At 65.5% G+C, this 19,318-nt stretch carries 19 protein-coding genes; 12 read left to right on the top strand and 7 right to left on the bottom strand.

Going from position 1 to position 19,318, the window contains the following annotated elements; all coding sequences use genetic code 11:
* The first annotated feature begins 146 nt into the window (after positions 1-146).
* The 9 genes from ppa to lipB all read left to right on the top strand — a co-directional run bounded on the left by ppa (position 147) and on the right by lipB (position 8,991).
* Positions 147-683, top strand: a complete 537-nt coding sequence (gene ppa, locus F623_RS0107850; protein WP_018861971.1) for an inorganic diphosphatase — start codon at positions 147-149, stop codon at positions 681-683.
* 101 nt (positions 684-784) lie between these two features.
* Positions 785-2,665: a penicillin-binding protein 2 gene (gene mrdA / locus F623_RS0107845; protein ID WP_018861970.1), complete on the top strand. Its 1,881-nt coding sequence runs from the start codon at positions 785-787 to the stop codon at positions 2,663-2,665.
* A complete protein-coding gene (gene rodA / locus F623_RS0107840) occupies positions 2,662-3,780 on the top strand; it encodes a rod shape-determining protein RodA (RefSeq protein ID WP_018861969.1) in 1,119 nt (372 codons plus the stop codon). Before mrdA ends, rodA begins: the two co-directional genes overlap by 4 nt.
* The gene (gene mltB, locus F623_RS0107835) at positions 3,777-4,802 is read left to right on the top strand and encodes a lytic murein transglycosylase B (protein ID WP_018861968.1); all 1,026 of its coding nucleotides are present in this window, start codon (positions 3,777-3,779) and stop codon (positions 4,800-4,802) included. Before rodA ends, mltB begins: the two co-directional genes overlap by 4 nt.
* Positions 4,759-5,763 (top strand): septal ring lytic transglycosylase RlpA family protein, encoded by a 1,005-nt coding sequence (locus F623_RS0107830; RefSeq protein ID WP_026278723.1) that lies wholly within the window; start codon positions 4,759-4,761, stop codon positions 5,761-5,763. Before mltB ends, F623_RS0107830 begins: the two co-directional genes overlap by 44 nt.
* A 107-nt stretch (positions 5,764-5,870) precedes the next feature.
* Entirely contained in the window at positions 5,871-7,118 is a 1,248-nt protein-coding gene (locus F623_RS0107825) for a D-alanyl-D-alanine carboxypeptidase family protein (RefSeq protein ID WP_018868420.1), read from the top strand.
* 12 nt (positions 7,119-7,130) lie between these two features.
* Positions 7,131-8,015, top strand: coding sequence for a D-amino acid aminotransferase (locus tag F623_RS0107820; protein WP_018861965.1), 885 nt, complete (start codon positions 7,131-7,133; stop codon positions 8,013-8,015).
* A complete protein-coding gene (locus F623_RS0107815) occupies positions 8,012-8,281 on the top strand; it encodes a YbeD family protein (protein ID WP_018861964.1) in 270 nt (89 codons plus the stop codon). Before F623_RS0107820 ends, F623_RS0107815 begins: the two co-directional genes overlap by 4 nt.
* On the top strand, positions 8,278-8,991 hold the full coding sequence (lipB, locus tag F623_RS0107810) for a lipoyl(octanoyl) transferase LipB (protein WP_018861963.1): 714 nt from the start codon (positions 8,278-8,280) through the stop codon (positions 8,989-8,991). Before F623_RS0107815 ends, lipB begins: the two co-directional genes overlap by 4 nt.
* Positions 8,992-9,866: 875 nt before the next feature.
* Here lipB and lipA read toward each other — a convergent pair.
* From lipA to F623_RS0107780, 6 genes are all read right to left on the bottom strand, one after another.
* Complete coding sequence (gene lipA, locus F623_RS0107805; RefSeq protein WP_018861962.1) at positions 9,867-10,823, bottom strand: lipoyl synthase; 957 nt, start codon at positions 10,821-10,823, stop codon at positions 9,867-9,869.
* A gap of 65 nt (positions 10,824-10,888) precedes the next feature.
* The gene (locus tag F623_RS0107800) at positions 10,889-12,088 is read right to left on the bottom strand and encodes an HDOD domain-containing protein (protein WP_018868421.1); all 1,200 of its coding nucleotides are present in this window, start codon (positions 12,086-12,088) and stop codon (positions 10,889-10,891) included.
* A 13-nt stretch (positions 12,089-12,101) separates the two neighbouring features.
* Positions 12,102-13,313, bottom strand: a complete 1,212-nt coding sequence (locus tag F623_RS0107795; RefSeq protein ID WP_018868422.1) for an HDOD domain-containing protein — start codon at positions 13,311-13,313, stop codon at positions 12,102-12,104.
* A gap of 95 nt (positions 13,314-13,408) precedes the next feature.
* Positions 13,409-13,993 carry a hypothetical protein gene (locus tag F623_RS0107790; RefSeq protein WP_018861959.1) on the bottom strand — a complete coding sequence of 195 codons (585 nt, stop codon included), beginning with the start codon at positions 13,991-13,993 and terminating at the stop codon, positions 13,409-13,411.
* The gene (locus F623_RS0107785; RefSeq protein WP_018861958.1) at positions 13,990-14,394 is read right to left on the bottom strand and encodes a hypothetical protein; all 405 of its coding nucleotides are present in this window, start codon (positions 14,392-14,394) and stop codon (positions 13,990-13,992) included. The genes F623_RS0107790 and F623_RS0107785 overlap by 4 nt, the downstream gene beginning before the upstream one ends.
* Positions 14,395-14,407: 13 nt before the next feature.
* On the bottom strand, positions 14,408-14,647 hold the full coding sequence (locus F623_RS0107780) for a BolA family protein (protein WP_017925704.1): 240 nt from the start codon (positions 14,645-14,647) through the stop codon (positions 14,408-14,410).
* 221 nt (positions 14,648-14,868) lie between these two features.
* On the opposite strand from F623_RS0107780, the gene F623_RS0107775 reads away from it, so the two are divergent.
* The 3 genes from F623_RS0107775 (at position 14,869) to F623_RS0107765 (ending at position 17,270) form a co-directional block, all read left to right on the top strand.
* Positions 14,869-15,621 carry an MBL fold metallo-hydrolase gene (locus tag F623_RS0107775; protein ID WP_018861957.1) on the top strand — a complete coding sequence of 251 codons (753 nt, stop codon included), beginning with the start codon at positions 14,869-14,871 and terminating at the stop codon, positions 15,619-15,621.
* Between the two features lie 96 nt (positions 15,622-15,717).
* Entirely contained in the window at positions 15,718-16,545 is an 828-nt protein-coding gene (gene mazG, locus F623_RS0107770; RefSeq protein WP_026278722.1) for a nucleoside triphosphate pyrophosphohydrolase, read from the top strand.
* Positions 16,542-17,270, top strand: coding sequence for a ferredoxin--NADP reductase (locus F623_RS0107765; RefSeq protein ID WP_018861955.1), 729 nt, complete (start codon positions 16,542-16,544; stop codon positions 17,268-17,270). Before mazG ends, F623_RS0107765 begins: the two co-directional genes overlap by 4 nt.
* Positions 17,271-17,627: 357 nt before the next feature.
* Here F623_RS0107765 and nadB read toward each other — a convergent pair whose 3' ends face one another.
* Complete coding sequence (nadB, locus tag F623_RS0107760) at positions 17,628-19,268, bottom strand: L-aspartate oxidase (RefSeq protein ID WP_018861954.1); 1,641 nt, start codon at positions 19,266-19,268, stop codon at positions 17,628-17,630.
* Positions 19,269-19,318: the final 50 nt, after the last annotated feature.

Genomic DNA, 19,318 nt, shown 5'->3' with positions numbered 1-19,318 from the left:
GCGCGGTCTTATACCGCCTGAGGGTAATCGGCCGCAACCGCGCGATACAGCCCGTGGGTCCCTGGCCTGCCGGTGACGGGTGCCAATGCGGGCGCTCTCCCCTGTATAATCCCCCGCTCTTCAAAACAACCGGAATATAATCAAGTATGGACCTCAACCAGATCGAAGCCGGCAAGGATCTCCCCCACGACATCAACGTGGTGATCGAGATCCCCACCCAGGGCCAGCCCGTCAAGTACGAGATGGACAAGGACAGCGGGGCTCTGGTGGTCGATCGCTTCATGGCGGTCGCGATGTTCTATCCGTGCAACTACGGATTCATCCCGAACACGGAGTCGGAAGACAACGATCCGGTGGACGTGCTGGTGATTACCCCGGTGCCGCTGCTGCCGGGATCGGTCGTGCGCTCGCGCCCGATTGGTATGCTGAAGATGACCGACGAGGCTGGGGTGGACGCGAAGATCCTGGCGGTTCCGGTGAGCAAGCTGTGCTCGCAATCCGAACGATTCCAGGGCCCGGAAGATGTGCCAAAGGAATTGCTGGATTCGATCAAGCACTTCTTCGAGCGTTACAAGGAGCTGGAGAAGGGCAAATGGGTCAAGGTGGAAGGCTGGGCGGACGCCGAGGCCGCCAAGGCGGAGATTGTTGCCAGCTACAAGCGTTACCAGAAGAGCAAGATTTGACGCGGTAGCGGCCCGGCTGCGGCGCGTGGCGCGGATGGCCCCTTTTTTGTCGGTATGCCCAGCGGCCGTGTCTGCGTCGCGGGTGGCGGCGGTTCTCTAATATGGCCAGGCGCGATGATTACGGGCAGGAACAACAGGACCAGCAGCGGTTTGTCGTACGGATCCTGCTGGCGCTGGTTCTGCTTGCCGCAGTCCTGCTGCTGATCGGCTGGCGCCTGTCGGGGCTCCAGGTCGGCGCGCATTCTCATTTCACCACGCTGTCGGAAAACAACCGCCTGCGGGTGGAGCCGATTGCGCCCAGCCGTGGCGTGATCCGGGATCGCAATGGTCAGTTGCTGGCGGGCAACCGCGCCTCCTACCAGCTGGAAGTGACGGTCGAGCAGGCCGGTGACCTGGACGAACTCCTGGAGCGGCTGCACGATTTTGTCGAGCTGTCGGAGGCGGACGTCGAACGCTTCCGTCGCGGTGTTCGTCAGCGTCGCCCCTTTCAGCCGGTCCTGCTCAAGGCTGGTCTCGATGACACCACGGTGGCCAGGATCGCGGTATCGCGACACGAGTTGCCGGGCGTGGAGATTGAGGCCCGCCCGATGCGCTTCTATCCGCTCGGCAAGGAATTTTCTCATGTGGTCGGCTATGTGGGGCGCATCAACCAGCAGGATCTGGCACGGGTCGATCCGCGTGCCTACGCCGGCAGCTCGCACATTGGCAAGATCGGCATCGAGCGTTACTACGAGGACCTGCTGCACGGTCGTCCGGGGTACCGCCAGGTGGAGGTCAATGCCCAGGGCCGGGTCATCCGCGAGCTGTCGGTAACGCCACCGGAGCCAGGGACCGACCTCACCCTGACCATCGACGCGGATCTGCAGCGAGCCGCGTATCGTTCCCTGGCCGGGCGCGAGGGGGCGATCGTCGCGCTGGATCCCAATAACGGAGAGGTCCTGGCGCTGGTCAGTGCTCCGGGGTTCGATCCCGAGATGTTCGTGCGCGGGATCTCCCAGGCCGATTTTTCCGATCTGCAATCCGATCCTTCGCGCCCGTTGTTCAACCGCGCCCTGACGGGGCAGTACCCGCCGGGCTCCACGATCAAGCCCCTCGTGGGGCTGGCGGCGCTGGACGAAGGAATCACCACCGCTGATCGGCGTATGTTCGCGCGCGGATACTTTCAGATCCCCGGCCACGAGCGCCGCTACCGCGACTGGCGCAGGGAAGGGCATGGCTGGGTCGACATGTCGCGCGCCATCGCGGTCTCCTCCGACGTGTATTTTTACGATCTTGCGCATACGATGGGGATCGACCGGATGGTGCCGATGCTGGGGGCCTTCGGCATCGGGCAGCGAGTCGGTATCGATGCGACGGGCGAGCGCGCGGGCATCCTTCCAAGCCGCGACTGGAAGCGGGCCACACATGACCAGGTCTGGTTCCCCGGCGAGACGCTGATTACGGCGATTGGCCAGGGCTACATGCTGTCGACGCCGATGCAGATGGCGGATTTCACGGCGACCCTGGCCGGGCGCGGACAGCGCATTCAGCCGCGCCTGCTGCAGTCGATGGACAATGGCAACGGCGAGCTCGAACGGTTGCTGCCGCAACCCCGCGAGCCGGTGCATACAGCCCCGGAACACTGGGACACGATTCACGAGTCGCTGATCGAAGCCGTGCATGCGAGGCATGGCACTGCCTGGGGCTCGATTGGCAGCCGCCCGCCGACGAATTATCGCATCGCGGGCAAGACCGGCACTTCGCAGGTCTTCGGGCTGGGGCAGGACGAGGAATACGATGAGGACGAGCTGCCCCGGCATCTGTGGGATCACGCCCTGTTCGTCGGCTATGCGCCCGCGGATGATCCACAGATTGCGGTGGCCGTGCTGGTCGAGCATGGGGGGTCGGGTGGTCGTGTGGCCGCGCCGGTGGCCCGCGAGGTGATGGACGCCTTCCTGAAGGGTGATGCTGGAATGACGCTCGACGTGTCGGAGGACGAATGATCAGCGTGACGGGGCGCGAGATGCCGCTGGGCCAGTGGCTGCTGGGGCGCCTGCGCCTGGATGGCGTGCTGCTGGTGCTGATTGGCATCCTCCTGCTGGTCGGTCTGGCAGTGCTGTTCAGTGCCTCCGGCGAGAGCATGATTGCGCTGGAGCGGCAGACCATGCGTATCGGACTGGGGGTGGCCGCGATGGTGATGGTCGCGCAAATCCCCGTGCGTACCCTGCGGTCCCTGGCGCCGTGGCTGTTCGTGGCCGGAATTGCGTTGTTGCTGGCGGTAATGGTGGCGGGCGAGATTGGCAAGGGCGCAAGGCGCTGGCTGGATCTCGGCTTCATGCGCTTTCAGCCGTCGGAGATCATGAAGCTTGCCGTGCCAATGATGGTCGCGTGGTACCTGTCGACGCGTAATGATCGCCCGCGTTTTCGCGACCTGCTGGTGACGGTGCCGCTGATCCTGGTGCCCGTGTTCCTGATCATGCGTCAGCCGGATCTGGGGACCGCGATGCTGGTAGGCGCCGCGGGTTTTCTGGTGATCTTCCTGGCAGGGCTGAGCTGGCGCTGGTTTGTCGGGCTCGGGCTGGCCGCGGCCGCCGCGATTCCGGCGTTGTGGCTACAGATGCACGATTACCAGCGCCAGCGGGTGCTGACACTGTTCAATCCGGAGTCGGATCCGCTGGGGGCGGGCTATCACATTATCCAGTCCAAGATCGCGATCGGCTCCGGCGGGCTGTACGGCAAGGGCTGGTTGAACGGTACGCAGTCGCATCTCGATTTTCTGCCGGAGCGTTCCACGGATTTCATTTTTGCGGTATATGCCGAGGAATTCGGGTTTATCGGTGTCGCGCTCCTGTTGTTGCTGTATTTTGCGATCGTGGCGCGCGGGCTGTGGATCTCTGCCCTGGCCCAGGATCGCTTCGCCCGTTTGCTGGGCGGCAGCCTGGCGCTGACCTTCGCCGTCTACATGGCGGTCAATATCGCCATGGTGACGGGGCTTCTGCCCGTGGTTGGCGTGCCGCTTCCGCTGGTGAGCTACGGCGGTACATCATTGGTGACGCTTATGGTCGCCTTCGGTATTCTCATGAGCATCGCGTCGCAAAAGCGCCTGGTGAATCGATGACCCTGAACCTCCGCCCCCTGGGCACCCTTCGTTCCGTCCTCCTGCAGGCCGGTTTGATCATGTCACTGGGGGCCTGCTCCCTGTCGAACGTCTCGGGGTCCGAGTTTCGCGCCGGCGACCCGCCTTACCTGGAGCGCGAGGAGGTCCAGGCCTTTATCGACGAACAAGTCGAGGCGGGCATGGATCGCGACGAACTGGAGGGCCTGTTTGCCGAGGCCGATCCTCAGCAGCGCATCCTCGACCTGATCTCGGCGCCCGCCGAGGCGCGACCCTGGAAGGACTATCGCCCGATTTTCGTGAACGACCTGCGCATCGAGCGTGGCGAGCGCTTCATGGAGGAGCAGGCCGAGACGCTCGCCCGGGCCGAGGAGGCTTTCGGTGTCGAGCAGGCGCTGATCACCGCGATCATTGGCGTGGAGACCAACTACGGGCGCAACACCGGGGGCTTCCGCGTGTTCGACGCGCTGGTCACGCTGGGCTTTGACTACCCGCCGCGTGCGGATTTCTTCCGCAGTGAGCTGGGCCAGTTCCTGACCCTGGTGCAGGAGGAGGATCTGGATGTCCGCGAAACACGGGGTTCCTACGCCGGAGCCATGGGGCGCGGACAGTTCATCTCGTCGAGCTATCGCCACTATGCGGTGGACTTCGACGGGGATGGCCGCCGCGATCTGCTCAATTCCTGGCCGGATGCGATCGGCAGCGTGGCCAACTACTTCCGCGAGCATGGCTGGCGCACCGGCGAGCCGGTGGTGGCGCGTGCCCGGGTCGAGGGTGATGCTCACGAGGAACTGATCAGCCGCAATTTCCAGGCGCGCTTCGACCTCGACGAACTTGCCGAGCACGGCATTTATCCCGACGAGTCCGTGGCCGAGGACGGGAAGTACTCGTTTATTCGTCTCGAGGGCGAGGACGGCTACGAGTACTATCTGGGGTATCCCAATTTCTATGTGATCACGCGTTACAACCGGAGCCCGCTGTATGCGATGGCTGTCCACCAGCTGGCCGAGGCCTTTGCCGAGTAACCGCTGCCGGCTTGGCGCGGCGGCCGCCGCGCTGGCGGTGTCGTGCGCGCTGATGCTGGCGGGTTGTTCGTCCGCCCCCGATCGCAAGGCCGATCCGGACCGCCCGCTGGGCGATGCGGCGTTTGACGCCTATCCGGATCCGGATGACATCCCGCAGGATCTGGCGCTGATTCCCGATGCCGTGCCGAAGGACGAGCCTCCGAGTCGCTACGGGAATCCGGCCGAATACGAAGTGTTCGGGAAGCGCTACCGCACCCTGCGTACCAGCACCGGGTTCGAGGAAGAGGGACTGGCCTCCTGGTACGGGACCAAATTCCACGGCCGGCGCACATCCAGTGGCGAACCCTACGACATGTACGCGATGACGGCGGCCCACAAGACGCTGCCGCTGCCCACCTATGTCGAGGTCGTGAACCTGGAGAATGACCGCCGCGTGATTGTGCGGGTTAATGATCGCGGGCCCTTCGTGGACGACCGCATTATCGACCTCTCCTATGCGGCCGCCCATCGGCTGGACATGACCGATGCCGGTGTGGCGCCGGTGCGGATCCGTGCAGTGGGACCGGATGACGTGGACCCTCCTCGTGTGGCCGAGCCGCGCTCGCCAGCGCCGGAACCCATCGAGCTGGCCGATGCTGGCGAGGGTGTCAACACAAGCTCAACCCCGGCATCGTCTGATGACGCCCCGACCGCCACCGAGTCGAATGCCTCGGAGGTGCCCGCGAGCAACGGCCGTTGGGTACAGGTCGGGGCATTTTCCGAGCGCCGAACGGCGGAGGAGATTCAGCGGGATCTGCAGGCCCTGGGGTTCGAGTCGGTCGAGATTTCCACGCTGGAACGCGACGCGCAGGCGGATCTGCACCGGGTGCGTATCGGTCCGCTGGAAGAGGTCGAGTTGCAGGAGGCAACCGAGCGCCTGCAGGAGGCCGCCCATGTCGACTATCGCATCGTCGACGACTGACTCCGCGGTTCCTTGTCTTTTGTTCATGCCGACCGGCCTGTGTGCGTTCATCTGCGCGGGTTCGGTCTGCTATCGTTAGCCATCTCTACAGGAGGCCTCTAAATACCATGACCGCCCCTCTCCATACGTTTGCCCGCCGCGTCCTGATGACTCTGTCCCTGGCTGCGTGTGTTGCCGCAATGCCGGTGATTGCGGACGAACCACTGCCGGTACCCGGGAGTGGCGGGGGCATGCCGAGCGGGGTCCCGAGCCCGCCCTCTGACGTGACGGCGAAAAGCTATGCGCTGATGGATTTCGACTCCGGTCTGCTGCTGGCCTCGCGCGAGCCGGATGTGGACCGCGAGCCCGCCAGCCTGACCAAGCTGATGACGGCCTATGTCGTGTTTGGCGAGATCCGTGACGGGCGTTTGGGACTGGAGGACACGGTCACCATCAGCGAGCGGGCCTGGCGCACGGGTATGCGGGGCGCATCGCGCATGTTCATCGAGGTTGGCGACGAGGTGGAGGTCGAGGACCTGCTGCGCGGGATGATTATTCAGTCCGGGAATGACGCCTCCACCGCGCTGGCCGAGGCCGTGGCGGGTTCCGAGGGCGCGTTCGTTGACATGATGAACAGCCAGGCGCGTGAACTCGGGATGATGAACTCGTATTTCACCAACTCGCACGGCTTGCCGTCCGACGAGGCGCAGTCCACCTCCGCGCAGGACATGGCGCTGCTGGCGCGGGCATTGATTCGCGATTTCCCTGACCTTTATGGCTACTACAGCGAGCGCTCGTTCGAATACAACGACATCTCGCAGAGCAATCGCAACATGCTGCTGTGGCGCGATGCCGGGTTCGATGGCCTGAAGACAGGCTGGACCTCCGCGGCTGGCTACAATCTGGTTTCGTCGGCGAAGCGCAACGATCGCCGCCTGGTTGCCGTGGTGCTGGGCATCGAGGCCTCCAATCACCAGGAGGGCGGTACTCGTCGGGCCAACGAGTCGCAGGCCCTGGTCAACTGGGGCATGCGCTTTACCGAGCCGCAGCGCTTGTTCGAGGCGGGTACGCAGCTGGGCAGCCCGCGCGTCTATCGCGGTACGAATAGCGAGGTTTCCGTCGGGGTCGCCGAGGACTTCTGGGTGATCGTGCCGCCGGGTCGTGGTGACGGCCTCGAGGCCACGATGGAACTGAATCAGCCGCTGGAAGCGCCGCTGGCCGCAGGGGCCGCAGTGGGCGAGGTGCATGCCCGTCTGAATGGCGAGTTGATCGGGCAACAGCCCGTGGTTGCCCTTGAAGAGGTCGAGGAGGGCGGCCTGGTGCGTCGCCTGTGGGACGGTGCTGCCCTGTCGCTGCGCTCGGTCTGGCCGTTCTGAGCCGGGGCGAGTGTGGGCATTGCGTATTTCAATGGCGAGTTCATACCGCTTGAATCCGTGCGCATCTCGCCGCTGGATCGCGGGTTTCTGTTCGGGGACTCGGTCTACGAGGTGATCCCCAGCTACGGCGGGCAGCTGTTTCTGTTGAGGGAACACCTGCAACGGTTGCAGCGTTCGCTGGACGCCATTCGTCTTGAGACGCCGCTGTCGCTCGACCAGTGGCGGGCCATGCTGGAGGAGCTCGTCCGGCGCAACGAGGGTGACGAGGCCGCCGATCTCGGCCTGTATCTGCAAGTCACGCGGGGCGTTGCCCCGCGTGACCATGCCTTTCCTGCCAGCGGGGCGCCAACGGTTTTTGCCATGGCGAACCCGATCGCGCCACTGCCGGACACGATCCGCCAGTCCGGGGTTGCGGTGGTAACGGGATCCGACACGCGCTGGGCCCGTTGTGACATCAAGGCCACGACGCTCCTGGCGAATGTGCTTGCGCGCCAGGATGCGCGTGACCAGGATGCGGTCGAGGCCATTCTGCTGCACGACGGGCAGGTGACCGAGGGTGCGGCCAGCAATGTGTTCGCGCTGGTCGACGGCACGCTGGTGACACCGCCGCTGGCGCCATCGCTGTTGCCGGGTGTGACAAGGGCCCTGGTCCTGCGTCTTGCCGCCCAGTGCGGCCTTCAGGTCATGGAGCGGGCCCTGTCCGAATCCGAGTTGCGCGCCGCCGACGAGATCTGGCTGACCAGTTCCACAAAGGAGGTCCTGCCTGTCTGCCGCCTTGATGGCCAGCCGGTGGGACTCGGGACACCCGGACCGGCCTGGAAGTCGGTTCATGCTGCCTACCAGCAGGAGAAGGCCACGGCAAGGCAGTCCCGAGCGGCGGTCAAGGGGTGTGCATGACGGACAAGCGCGAAAGCCTGATCGAGTTCCCCTGCCGCTTTCCGATCAAGGTGATGGGGGACTCCCACCCGGAACTCCTGGAGGCCGTGGAGGCCTGCGTGGCCGAGCATGTGCCGGACCCCGACGATGCCGTGATCCAGCAACGCGCCTCCAGTGGCGGGCGCTTCCTCGGCATCACCATCACGTTCACCGCGACCAGCCAGGCTCAGCTCGATGACCTTTATCGGGCCCTGGGGCGTTGTGACCGGGTCCGCATGATCCTGTGAACGGCCCGCTCGTTCCCGGCGGGCCCGTGGTCCGTCTGCTGGGTGTGCAGCCCTATGTACCCGTCTGGCAGGCGATGCAGCTCCAGGCCCGGGAGCGCGATGCGACCCGTCCGGACGAGTTCTGGTGCGTCGAACACCCCCCCGTTTTTACCCAGGGCCGTAATGGCCGCCCCGAGCATCTGCTGGACCCCGGCGCGACGCCGGTGGTGGCGATCGATCGCGGGGGGCAGGTGACCTGGCATGGCCCCGGGCAACTGGTCGTCTACACGCTGGTGGACCTGCCGCGGCTGGGGGTTGGGGTCCGGCGCCTGGTCGAGGTGCTGGAGCAGGCGCTGATCGATACGCTCGCGCAATGGGGCATCCACGCGCAGCGCCGGGAGAAGGCGCCGGGGGTGTATGTCGACGGTGCCAAGATTGCGGCGCTGGGCCTGCGCATCCGGCAAGGACGCAGCATCCATGGGCTGGCGCTGAACATCGCCCCGAATCTGGCGCCGTTTCAGCGCATGAACCCCTGTGGCTATCCTGGTCTCGCCGCGACCTCCATGCAGCATCTGCTCGGCCCGCTGGACGCCACCCGCGTCCGCGAGCAGCTGCTCGCCCATCTCGCCGAACAGCTGTTTCCCGCCGATGCCGCGAGCATCCGGCATGAACCGTCTTTGCCGCCCGAGCTCGTCCGGGTGCTGGCGCTGGGTCATTGCCCCGTACCCTGAGGCTGGGCCTGGTTCAACATCTGGAGTTTACGTTGGCTTCGGCCTGCCGCCTGCCTGCGCTCACTCGCGAGCGCACCGCGCCAGTTGTTATTCAAAAACGGGCTTCTTTGCTCGTGCAAAGAAGGAACCAAGAAACACGCCCGGGATTCGCCCGGGGACCTTGCTCCGGACGCGCCAGGCCGGCGGCGCTGAAACTCGCTTCGCTCAGACAGTCAGCGCCCCGTGTCTATTTTGAATCGTCCGGCCTGTCACGCCCTCCACAAGGGGCTCATATCGGGAGGGTAGGTCAAAACCGCCGGTGTTCCTGCACCTGTCTAAATCCCGAGCTGTAGGGTGCGTTGAGTGCAGCGAAACGCACCATCCCAACGCCGGGGTAACCCCTGATGCGATTCGCTGCGCTCATCCGCATCCTACATGGGGTCTGGCGCCCGCTTGCGGGCGCGGCACGCCAGGGCCGCAGGCCGCGCGTGCCAAGATGTCCGAATACCCACCTCCATCCACTGGCACGAACGTCAGGCCAGCCGTTGTCTTGACCTTCTCCCCCCGTATGAAGCCCCTTGCGGAAGGGTTCTCGGGACGGACGATTCAAAATAGACACGGGGCGCTGACTGTCTGAGCGAAGCCGAAGGCGCAGCGAGTTACAGCGCCGCCGGCCCGAGGGCCCTGGAGCAAGGTTCCCGGGCGGAATCCGGGTGCGCCTCGACGGGTACTTTCTTGGGCAAGCAAGAAAGCCAGTTGTTGATCAAAACGGGCGCGGCGCGCTCGCGAGTGAGCGCAGGCAGGCAGTCAGTCGAAGGCACCGTAAACTCCAGATGCCGAACCAGGGCCAGCCTCAGGGCGCGGGGCAACGCCCTAGGGGAGGGGCGCGGGGCTGATCAGGCGGTTTCGAGTCCCTGTGCCTGGAGGTCGGCGTGGTAGGAGGAGCGCACCATAGGCCCGCTGGCCACCTGCTTGAAGCCCATTTCGCGCGCGGCCTCGCCGAGCTCGTCGAACTCCTCGGGTGTCAGGAAGCGCGTGACCGGCAGGTGATGACGCGAGGGCTGCAGGTACTGGCCCAGGGTCAGCATGTCGCAGCCGTGTTCGCGCAGGTCTGCCAGGACCTCCAGCAGTTCCTCACGGGTCTCGCCCAAACCGAGCATCAAACCGGACTTGGTCGGCACCCCCGGGTGCTGTTCGCGGAAGCGCTTCAGCAGCTCCAGCGACCACTGATAATCGGCACCGGGGCGCGCCTCGCGGTAAAGCCGCGGGATCGTCTCGAGGTTGTGATTGAAGACGTCTGGCGGGGCCTGGTGCATGATCTCCAACGCGCGGTCCATGCGGCCGCGGAAGTCGGGTACCAGGATCTCGATCTTCGTGTTCGGATTCAGCGTGCGGACCTCGCGGATGCACTCCACGAAGTGGCCGGCACCACCGTCACGCAGGTCGTCGCGGTCCACGGAGGTGATGACCACATACTTCAGGCCCAGCGCCTGGATGGTCTTCGCCAGGTGGCGAGGCTCGTCCGGGTCGAGGGCCTCGGGGCGGCCGTGGGCGACGTCGCAGAACGGGCAGCGGCGGGTGCAGATGTCGCCCATGATCATGAAGGTGGCGGTGCCATGGGCGAAACATTCGCCGAGGTTCGGGCAGCTCGCCTCTTCGCAGACGGTGTGCAGCTTCTGCTCGCGCAGGATGCGCTTGATGCGCTGCACCTCGGGCCGCGCCTGGCTCTGGGCGCGGATCCACTTCGGCTTGCGCTGTGGGCGCTCGGTCGGGCTGATCTTGACCGGGATGCGCGCGACCTTGTCGGCGGCGCGTTGCTTTTCGCCAGGTTGGGGTCGGGTTCGAGTGGTCATAGGGTCTTCCCTGAATGGGTTGCGGTCGCTCCGCCCTATCGGGGGCGGTGGCGGCGCGATCGGGGTCAGGCGACTTCGCGGATCAGCGCGTCAATCTCGCGGCGGGCCGTGTCGATTGCAGGTAACTGCCCGTTGTCGTCGAGTACGAAGCCGAATCGTGGCACGGCGTTCAACTCGGCCAGTGGCGTCCGGTCCGCAAGGGCGTTATCGCCATCGCGCGTGCAGGCGCTGCGAGCGATGCGCACGATGTCGGTCAGGGGTGCTGCCGTAGCGGTTTCCGGGCCACCGGAATCGCGAATAGCTTCCATGATATCGGAAGCCAGGCCCCACTGTTGAGCAACCAGTTCGCCGATCAGGCCTTCCAGACGGTAGAGGATGCGTTCGATGTCTTCGGCACTGCGATCGGGGTGGTTGCGGGCGACTTCACCGATGATGGGCAAAGCGCCGACCCGATGGAGCAGGCCTGCCAGCAGGGCCTTCTGCGGATCCACGGCCTCGCTCTGGTCGGCCAGTACACAGCTGATGGCCGCGATACGGGCCGAACGGCGCCACAGGCGTTCCAGCAACCGGTGGTAGGGACTGTCGTGGTGAATGAACACCTGGTGTGCGGCCAGGGCCATCACCAGTTGTCGTGTACGTTCCAGGCCAAGGCGGGAAACGGCATCCCCCAGTCGCGAGACCTCGCGCTGGCTCCCCATCGCCGGACTGTTGGCCACCGACAGCAGGCGCGCGGCGACGCTGGGGTCTTCTTCGATGATCCGGGTGACTCGCTCGATGTCGACGTCCGGGTCCTTCAGCGCCGCTTGCAGGTGCAGCGCGACCTCGGGCAGTTGGGGCAGTTCCAGTTCGCCGGAGAACGCGTGGGTGTAGATGCTGGTGAACAATTCGCCCTCGAGGTCGGAGAGTTCGATCTCGCTTACCTCGACCCCTTCGTGCGCCCCGTCGATCAGGTTCTCGTAGACCTTGCGGTCGAACAGCGCGATGCGGCCGCGGCTCGCTACGATGGCATGGCTGTGATAGTCGCGCTCATCGAATACCGGGTGCAGGGATTCCGGACTGCCGCTCTTGAGCATTACCGTGTGGCCGTCGTCGGACAGGATGAGCCGGCCTTCGAGAAGAAAGATCAGGTAGCGCCGTTCGTCGCGTGCATGCAGCTTGAGACCGGGCGTGATATCCAGGGTGCTCGCGTGCTGCAGGAGCTTCTGGCGCGCCCGTTCTCCGAGATCGGTAAACGGGACCAGTTGTGGAAGACGTTCCTCGAGCACCGGCGCTTCAGCCTCACATATCGAACAGTTTCTGCAACTCCGCTAGATCCTCGGAGCGGGCCTCCAGGAACGCAATCGGTTCCCCGGGGGCGGGGGCATCGATGCCCAGGAGTTCGAAAGCCTTGACCTCGGACGGTGGCGGCAGTTCCTCGCCCTCCGCCTGCAAGGCAGCGTACTGGGCGACCAGCGCGATACTGGCGTAGTCGGGCTCCGCGGGTCGGTAGCCCCAGTCGCTACTGTGTTCGGCGACGTTGACCAGGTCTCCGCCCAGGTCCCAGTAGTTGATGACCAGGACCCCGGCGAGGTTGCGCAGGCGGCGAACCAGGCGAGCGATGCGCTCGGGATCCGGGTGGTCTTCGCGTACCTCGATGAACTGGATGATCGGGACGGCCCCGATGCCGGCGACCAGGCCGGCGAGCAGCGCTCGTTCTCGGTCCAGCAGCTTCAGGGAGTCGGCCACAAGGTAGGCATAGGCCGACTGCAATACCCCGTGTTGCCAGACTGCCTCCATGGCATTGCGTGTGGCGGCGTGACGTGCCTTGAAGGCTTGTCGCATGGCCATGTTCATCGCCAGCATGCGGGTGTTGCGAAAGCCCAGGCGAGTGACCGCGTCGCGTACCGACTGGATCTGCTGGGACCCGCGGAACAGCGGACTGTTCGTGGCATGCAACAGGGCACCCGCGATGGTCCCGTCGCGCTGGATGACCTCGGTCAGCTTGTCGATATCCGCATCCGGATCTCGGGTCAGTTCCTGGATGCGCAGAGCGACCTCGGGCATGGTCGGCAGCTCCAGACGATTGCTGGTAATCAGGTCGTACAACTCGCCAAAAAAGGCGCCTTCCGTGTCGTCCAGCTCGGTGTCGTGCATCACCAGCGAAGCACTGTGGGCCTGCTCCAGCGCCGCAGTGGGTACCTCCAGCATGCGGCAGGGCTTCTCGGTAATGATGAAGTCCTGCTGGCCGGCCCCACCGTCGAACATCTGCAGTGGTGGCTCGCCGTTGCCATCGCCAACGGTAATGCGGGATGGCGTACCGCCGCTGACACGTACCAGCTGGCCGCTCAGCAGGAACAGGTGCCGGTCGGCAACGTCCTGTGGACGCAGTCGCTTACCGGCGGGCAGCTCCGGGCTGGCGCATGCCTGGGCGAGTTCTGCGCGGGCGGACTCCGACAGGTGCGCGGTGAGATCCATTTCCTGGAGCAGACTGTCGATGGTCGTCGTGTCCATGAGCGGTTCCGTTGCCTGTGTTTCCATTGATCCCCAGCCCGGGAGGGTGGCCAGTGGGTTCGTGATTGCCCGGCGCGCTGTGCCCGGCAGCGCAATCACCGCATTGGATCCTGGCTGGCGTTTTCCGGGGGAGTCGCGTCTTGTGACGTGGATCTCAGTGTAGCATCCCGCGCAGTCTCGAGGGCCCCGCGACAGGCGAATGAAAGCCGCTCGCGCGAGTCGATCAGCCCCTCGGAGCGGAGGAAGACCCGTGCATCGTCGGCGTCCTCGTCAAACCAGCGCGCGGTCGAACCCAGACGGAAGCTGTAGCCCCAGGCGTCCATGTCCCGCATCAGGCGTTCGCGACCCACTCCGGGCAGGGCATCGGCCAGCAGAATCTGCAGGTAGCAAACCCCGCACTCCTCCAGGTCGTCGCCCCCGGCATTGGTATGCAGTGTCGCGCGGCGCTGCGGTTCCATACAGATCAGGTGGCTGGCTTCGTGCAGCGCCGAGTGCAGCGGTGTGTCGGGGCGGACATGTACGGTATGCCCGATGATCCCCGCCTCGGGTTCGCCCCACCAGGTTCCGGGCAGCGCCGCGCCCGGCGGGTGCATGACCAGTTTCAGCCCGTAGCGTCCTAGCAGCTGGCGCAGCGGTCCTTCAATCGCGGGCTGACCGCATTCGAGAACATCGGGGGTCATGGCTCGGAGTCGCCAGGGAGGGTTTGGGTTCGTGCGCGGCTGCGACGCGGACATTCCTCAGGGTGCTCGCGGCACCAGGCGTCCACCCGTTCGGCGAGGTCGTCCTGAAAGCAGAGCAAGTAGAAACGGGCCTGTTCGCGGTTGGCGATGGCCGGCCGCCCGAGGGCGTCGACCACGCCGGTACGCAATGCGGCGATGATCGCGTTGGCGGCCTTTTTCTGCGGCCAGGCAGTAATCTGTTCCCACGCCTCGGGGCTGAAGTACAGACGGAGCAGGTCCGGGCGCGTGGTCAACAGCATGCGCGTGACATTGCGCAGCGTCGTCTCGGCCTCGCCCCAGTCGTGAACCAGGCCGCCCTCCAGCAGGCGCTCGATCTCCTCGCGGCCCTTGGGCGAGAGCATCCCGGCGCGGTGCTCAGGCGCCTGCGGCTTCTTCCGGCGTCAGGGCGCGGATGGACAGTGCGTGGACCTCGCCGGAGTCGATCTGGTCACGCACCGTGGCGTAGACGGTTTGGTGCTTCTTGACCTTGTTCATTCCGGCGAATTGCGGGCTGACGACCAGGGCCTCGAACTTGCCCTCGCCCCCGGTGACCTCGACCTTTTCGGCCTCCGGCAGGCCGGCACGAATGAGCTCGGCCACTTGATTGGCTTCCATGATGGGTCCTTGGTGTCTGTGTCGGCGAAGGACGCATGATAGCCAGTGGCGTGTCATGACAGAAGGGTGGGGCCTTTCCCAGAGGGGAACTTGTGGCGGTCCAGGGGCTCCGAAACGGACAAGGGCGCGCGTCCAGTGTGCCGGCTTGGTGCATCGGCTGACCGCCGGTTAGCATCGAGCCAACCGATTGAAAAGCGCCTGGCGCTCACGGAGGACATCGCATGATTTTCAAGCAGCTGTTCGAAGAAGAATCGTCCACCTATACCTATCTGCTGAGCTGCCCGGACACGGGCAAGACCGCCCTGATCGATCCGGTCATCGAGACTGTGGACCGCGATCTGCGTGTGTTGCAGGAGATGGGACTGAGCCTCGACTACGCCATCGAGACGCATATCCACGCCGACCACATCACGGGGGGCAAGATGCTGCGCGAGAGGACGGGCTGCCAGCTGGCCGGCCCGGCGCTGGACGAGCTGCCTTGCCGCGACGTCGGCCTGCGCGAGGGCGAACCTTTCCAGTTGGGGAATCTGGTGATTAACCCCCTCTACACCCCCGGGCATACCGATACCCATCACGCCTTTCTGATGGATCATGTCGGGCTGAAGATGCTGTTCTCCGGCGATGCCCTGCTGATCGAGGCCTGTGGCCGCACCGACTTCCAGTCAGGTGACGCCAAGACCCTGTACCGGTCGATCCACGACAAGTTCTTTACCCTGCCGGACGAGACGCTGGTGTATCCGTGCCACGATTACGAAGAGCGTCAGATCACCACCATCGGGCAGGAGAAGATGCGCAACCCGCGCCTGGGCAAGAACAAGCCCGAGGCCGAGTTCGTCAAGATCATGGAGGAGATGGATCTGCCGTATCCGAAGAAGATTGACTGGGCGCTGCCCGGCAACGAGGGCTGCGGGATCTGCCCGGACAACCTGCCCGACGAGAAGAAGCGTCTCTGCGAACCGGACCAGCAGGGCTGATCGAGGGTGTCGGGGCCGATTGCACGGCCCCGGCACTGGCATCGGAGTGTGGCAGGCGGTTTTGCCCGCCCACTGGACCCCTTACACTCCGCCCTCATGAGGAATACCAATCCCGTGGAGCGCCTGCGCGCGATCATGGCGCGCCTGCGTGATCCCGAGCAGGGCTGTGCCTGGGATCGGGAGCAGACCGCCCAGACCATCGTGCCCCACACGCTGGAGGAGGCCTTCGAGCTGGCCGACGCGATCGCTCGCGACGATGGCAGCGAGGCAGCCACTCGTGAGCTGCGCGACGAGCTGGGCGATCTTCTGTTTCAGGTGGTCTTCCAGGCACGGATCGCGGAGGAGGCCGGGCGCTTTGATCTCGACGCCATCGCCCGTGCGATCGGCGACAAGCTGGTGCGGCGCCACCCGCATGTATTCGCCGATGCCGAGTACGCGGATGATGCCGCCCGCGAGGCGGCCTGGGAATCGGCGAAGGCCGAGGAGCGCGCCGCCCGCGACCACCACAGCGCGATGGACGACATCCCGCTGGCGATGCCGGCCCTGGCTCGTGCCGCCAAAACCCAGCGCCGCGCGGCCCGGCTGGGCTTCGACTGGGATGAGCCGGCTCCGGTGCTGGAGAAGATCCACGAGGAACTGGACGAGGTCCACGAGGAGTTGGCCGGCGACGCCGATCCCGACCGCGTGGCCGAGGAGATCGGCGATCTGTTGTTTGCCGTGACCAACTGGGCGCGTCATCTGGGAGTGGAGCCGGAAGGCGCGCTGCGCGGGACTACGCGCAAGTTCGAGGCGCGCTTTCGTACCATGGAGGCCCTGGCCCGCGAGCAGGGGCAGGCCCTTGAACAGCTGGATTTCGACGCCCAGGAGGCCCTCTACCAGGAGGCCCGGCGGCGCGAACGCGACACTAGCACGGACCCCAAATGACACACGCCGTTGAACTGCCCGAACACTTCATGCCGGCCCGGATCGAGGCGATCGAACCCGTCACGCCGCTGATCAAGGTCTTTACCCTGTCGGCCGACCCGGCGCGTTTTTCCAGCAAGGCCGGGCAGTGGCTGGATCTGGTGATCCCGCAGGCTGCCGGCAAGCCGTTTGTCGGGGGCTACTCGGTGGTCTCCGCGCCGCGCGATGACGGGCGGCTGCAGCTCGCGATCAAGTACGCCGATCACCATCACGCCACGCACTACCTGCACACCACCGCGTGCGAGGGGGATACGGTCTACATCACCCCCGGGCAGGGCAGCTTCTTCTTCGAGCCGGGCATGGCGCAGAACGTCGTGCTGCTGGGCGCGGGGATCGGCGTCACGCCACTGTTCAGCATTCTGCGCGCGGTCAATGACGGCATGCCGGACGTCTACGCCCATCTCGTCTACAGCGTCGCGCACCAGGACGAGATGCTGTTCCCGGACGAACTGGCGCACCTGGCCAAGGCCGAGAACATCGACATAACCCTCACGGTAACGCGCGAGGCCGAAGACTGGCTGGGGCACACCGGGCGCATCAGCCACGAGCTGCTGGAGTCGCTGAAGCTGCCGCGCGATGCCCTGTTCTATTTCTGCGGTTCGCGCGAGTTCATCGAGGACATGGCCACGCTGCTGGCCGAATGGGGGATCCCCGAGACGCAGCTCAAATACGAGAAGTGGTGGTAATGCCTTAGGGAGACACTGATTTAATCGCGCGTCCGCGCTCGAGTCGCTTTTGCGTGCGAACAAGGCGCGGTGACTGCCGTGCAGCGATTCTGCACAAGGGAGCCGCAACGCTGTGAGCGCGCCCGTTTTTGATCAACAACGGGCGGCCGAGCCCCTGCTTCCAATGTCTTGTGGGGTTGGTGCCCCCTGTTCCCCGATCCTGCGTTGCGCCCCGAATCAATCAGCAACGGGCGGGTAGAACCACTACCCGCTGCACGATGCGCCTTGTCTCGGAAAACAGGGGGCACCAACGCGGACGTGCGATCCAATCAGCGTCTCCCTTAGCGCGCTGGCCGTGCTGCTACTGGGGAGAGCAGGTTACGGTCGACGGCTGTCGCCCGGGCGCAGAGCGTTGTCCGGGGCCAGGATCGTCGGCTGTCCATCCAGGGCCGGGTCGGTCTCCGGGTAGTCGCGGATAAAATGCAGCCCGCGGCTTTCCTTGCGGGACAGGGCGCTGGTCACGATGATCTCCGCAACCATCGCCAGGTTGCGCAGCTCGAGCAGGTCCGGCGAGATGCGGAAGTGGCTGTAATACTCGTGGATCTCTTCCTGCAGGATGCGGATGCGGCGCTCGGCACGGTGCAGGCGCTCGCGGGTGCGCACGATGCCCACGTAGTCCCACATCAGGCGGCGCAGTTCGTCCCAGTCGTGGGCGACCACGACCTCTTCCTCGGATTCCGTAACGCGTGACTCGTCCCAGGCGGGCGGTGCCGTGAGTTGCTCCGGAGCGGGCAGATCGGTCTGCGACAGGATGTGCTCGGCGGCTCCGCGGGCGTAGACCAGGCACTCCAGCAGCGAGTTGCTGGCCATGCGGTTGGCCCCGTGCAGGCCCGTGTAGGAGACCTCGCCGGCCGCGTACAGGCCGGGCAGGTCGGTCTGGCCGAAGTGGTTCACCATCACACCGCCACAGGTGTAGTGCGCGGCCGGCACCACCGGCAGCGGTTCGCGGGTCATGTCGAAGCCGAACTGCAGGCAGCGCTCGTAGATCGTCGGGAAGTGCTCGCGGATGAACTCCGCCGGTTTGTGACTGATATCCAGGTTCACGTGATCCAGGCCGAGGCGTTTCATCTCGTGGTCGACCGCGCGGGCGACGATGTCGCGCGGGGCCAGTTCCGCGCGCTCGTCAAAGCGCGGCATGAAGCGTTCGCCGTCGGGGAGCAACAGCAGCCCGCCCTCGCCACGTACCGCCTCGGAGATCAGGAACGACTTGGCGCGCGGGTGGAACAGGCAGGTCGGATGGAACTGCATGAACTCCATGTTCGCGATGCGGCAGCCGGCCCGCCAGGCCATCGCGATGCCGTCGCCGGTGGCGCCGTCGGGGTTGGAGCTGTACAGATAGACCTTGCTCGCGCCACCGGTCGCCAGGATTACGGTCGGGGCGAGAATGGTCTCCACCTCGCGGGTCTTGGCGTCCTGCACATAGGCGCCCACCACGCGCCGGGTGCCGTCCACGGGCTGGGTGATCAGGTCCACCGCCACGTGGCGCTCGAAGACCTCGATGCTGGCCTGCCCGGAGGCGCTCTTTACAAGCGCATCCTCGATTGCGCGGCCGGTGGCGTCGGCGGCATGGGCGACGCGCCGGGCGCTGTGGCCCCCCTCGCGGGTCAGGTGCAGGCGGCTGCGCCCCTCCAGGGCCTCGCGGGTGAACGGCACACCGAGGTTCAGCAGCCACTGGATCGCCTCGGGGCCGGCGGCCACGGTGCGGCGCACGGCGTCCGGATCGCACAGGTCGGCTCCTGCATCCAGGGTGTCGGCGATATGGGCATCGAACGAGTCGGCGCGGTCGAGAACGGCGGAGATTCCGCCCTGGGCATAGCGGGTCGAGCCCTCGTCCACCGGGCCCTTGCTGATCACCGTCACGCGGCGATACGGGGCCAGATGCAGGGCGGCCGAGAGTCCCGCTGCGCCGCTCCCGATCACCAGTACGTCGGCCAGGCGAGGTTGTTGTACTGTTTCCATGGCTCAGGTAACGTGCTGCGCTTGTTGCCCGAGCAAATCGTGGCCCTTTC

The sequence above is a fragment of the Thioalkalivibrio sp. ALD1 genome (genome assembly GCF_000381245.1).
Taxonomy (GTDB): domain Bacteria; phylum Pseudomonadota; class Gammaproteobacteria; order Ectothiorhodospirales; family Ectothiorhodospiraceae; genus Thioalkalivibrio.
Note: the sequence above shows the minus strand (reverse complement) of the source record. Positions and strands in the feature narration are given on the sequence as shown.

Bases quoted from the DNA above. Each gene is read 5' to 3' on its own strand.
- ppa (WP_018861971.1), top strand. From the start codon at position 147: ATGGACCTCAACCAGATCGAAGCCGGCAAGGATCTCCCCCACGACATC.
- mrdA (WP_018861970.1), top strand. From the start codon at position 785: ATGGCCAGGCGCGATGATTACGGGCAGGAACAACAGGACCAGCAGCGG.
- rodA (WP_018861969.1), top strand. From the start codon at position 2,662: ATGATCAGCGTGACGGGGCGCGAGATGCCGCTGGGCCAGTGGCTGCTG.
- mltB (WP_018861968.1), top strand. From the start codon at position 3,777: ATGACCCTGAACCTCCGCCCCCTGGGCACCCTTCGTTCCGTCCTCCTG.
- F623_RS0107830 (WP_026278723.1), top strand. From the start codon at position 4,759: ATGCGATGGCTGTCCACCAGCTGGCCGAGGCCTTTGCCGAGTAACCGC.
- F623_RS0107825 (WP_018868420.1), top strand. From the start codon at position 5,871: ATGACCGCCCCTCTCCATACGTTTGCCCGCCGCGTCCTGATGACTCTG.
- F623_RS0107815 (WP_018861964.1), top strand. From the start codon at position 8,012: ATGACGGACAAGCGCGAAAGCCTGATCGAGTTCCCCTGCCGCTTTCCG.
- lipA (WP_018861962.1), bottom strand. From the start codon at position 10,823: ATGACCACTCGAACCCGACCCCAACCTGGCGAAAAGCAACGCGCCGCC.
- F623_RS0107795 (WP_018868422.1), bottom strand. From the start codon at position 13,313: ATGGACACGACGACCATCGACAGTCTGCTCCAGGAAATGGATCTCACC.
- F623_RS0107790 (WP_018861959.1), bottom strand. From the start codon at position 13,993: ATGACCCCCGATGTTCTCGAATGCGGTCAGCCCGCGATTGAAGGACCG.
- F623_RS0107785 (WP_018861958.1), bottom strand. From the start codon at position 14,394: ATGCTCTCGCCCAAGGGCCGCGAGGAGATCGAGCGCCTGCTGGAGGGC.
- F623_RS0107780 (WP_017925704.1), bottom strand. From the start codon at position 14,647: ATGGAAGCCAATCAAGTGGCCGAGCTCATTCGTGCCGGCCTGCCGGAG.
- F623_RS0107775 (WP_018861957.1), top strand. From the start codon at position 14,869: ATGATTTTCAAGCAGCTGTTCGAAGAAGAATCGTCCACCTATACCTAT.
- mazG (WP_026278722.1), top strand. From the start codon at position 15,718: ATGAGGAATACCAATCCCGTGGAGCGCCTGCGCGCGATCATGGCGCGC.
- F623_RS0107765 (WP_018861955.1), top strand. From the start codon at position 16,542: ATGACACACGCCGTTGAACTGCCCGAACACTTCATGCCGGCCCGGATC.
- nadB (WP_018861954.1), bottom strand. From the start codon at position 19,268: ATGGAAACAGTACAACAACCTCGCCTGGCCGACGTACTGGTGATCGGG.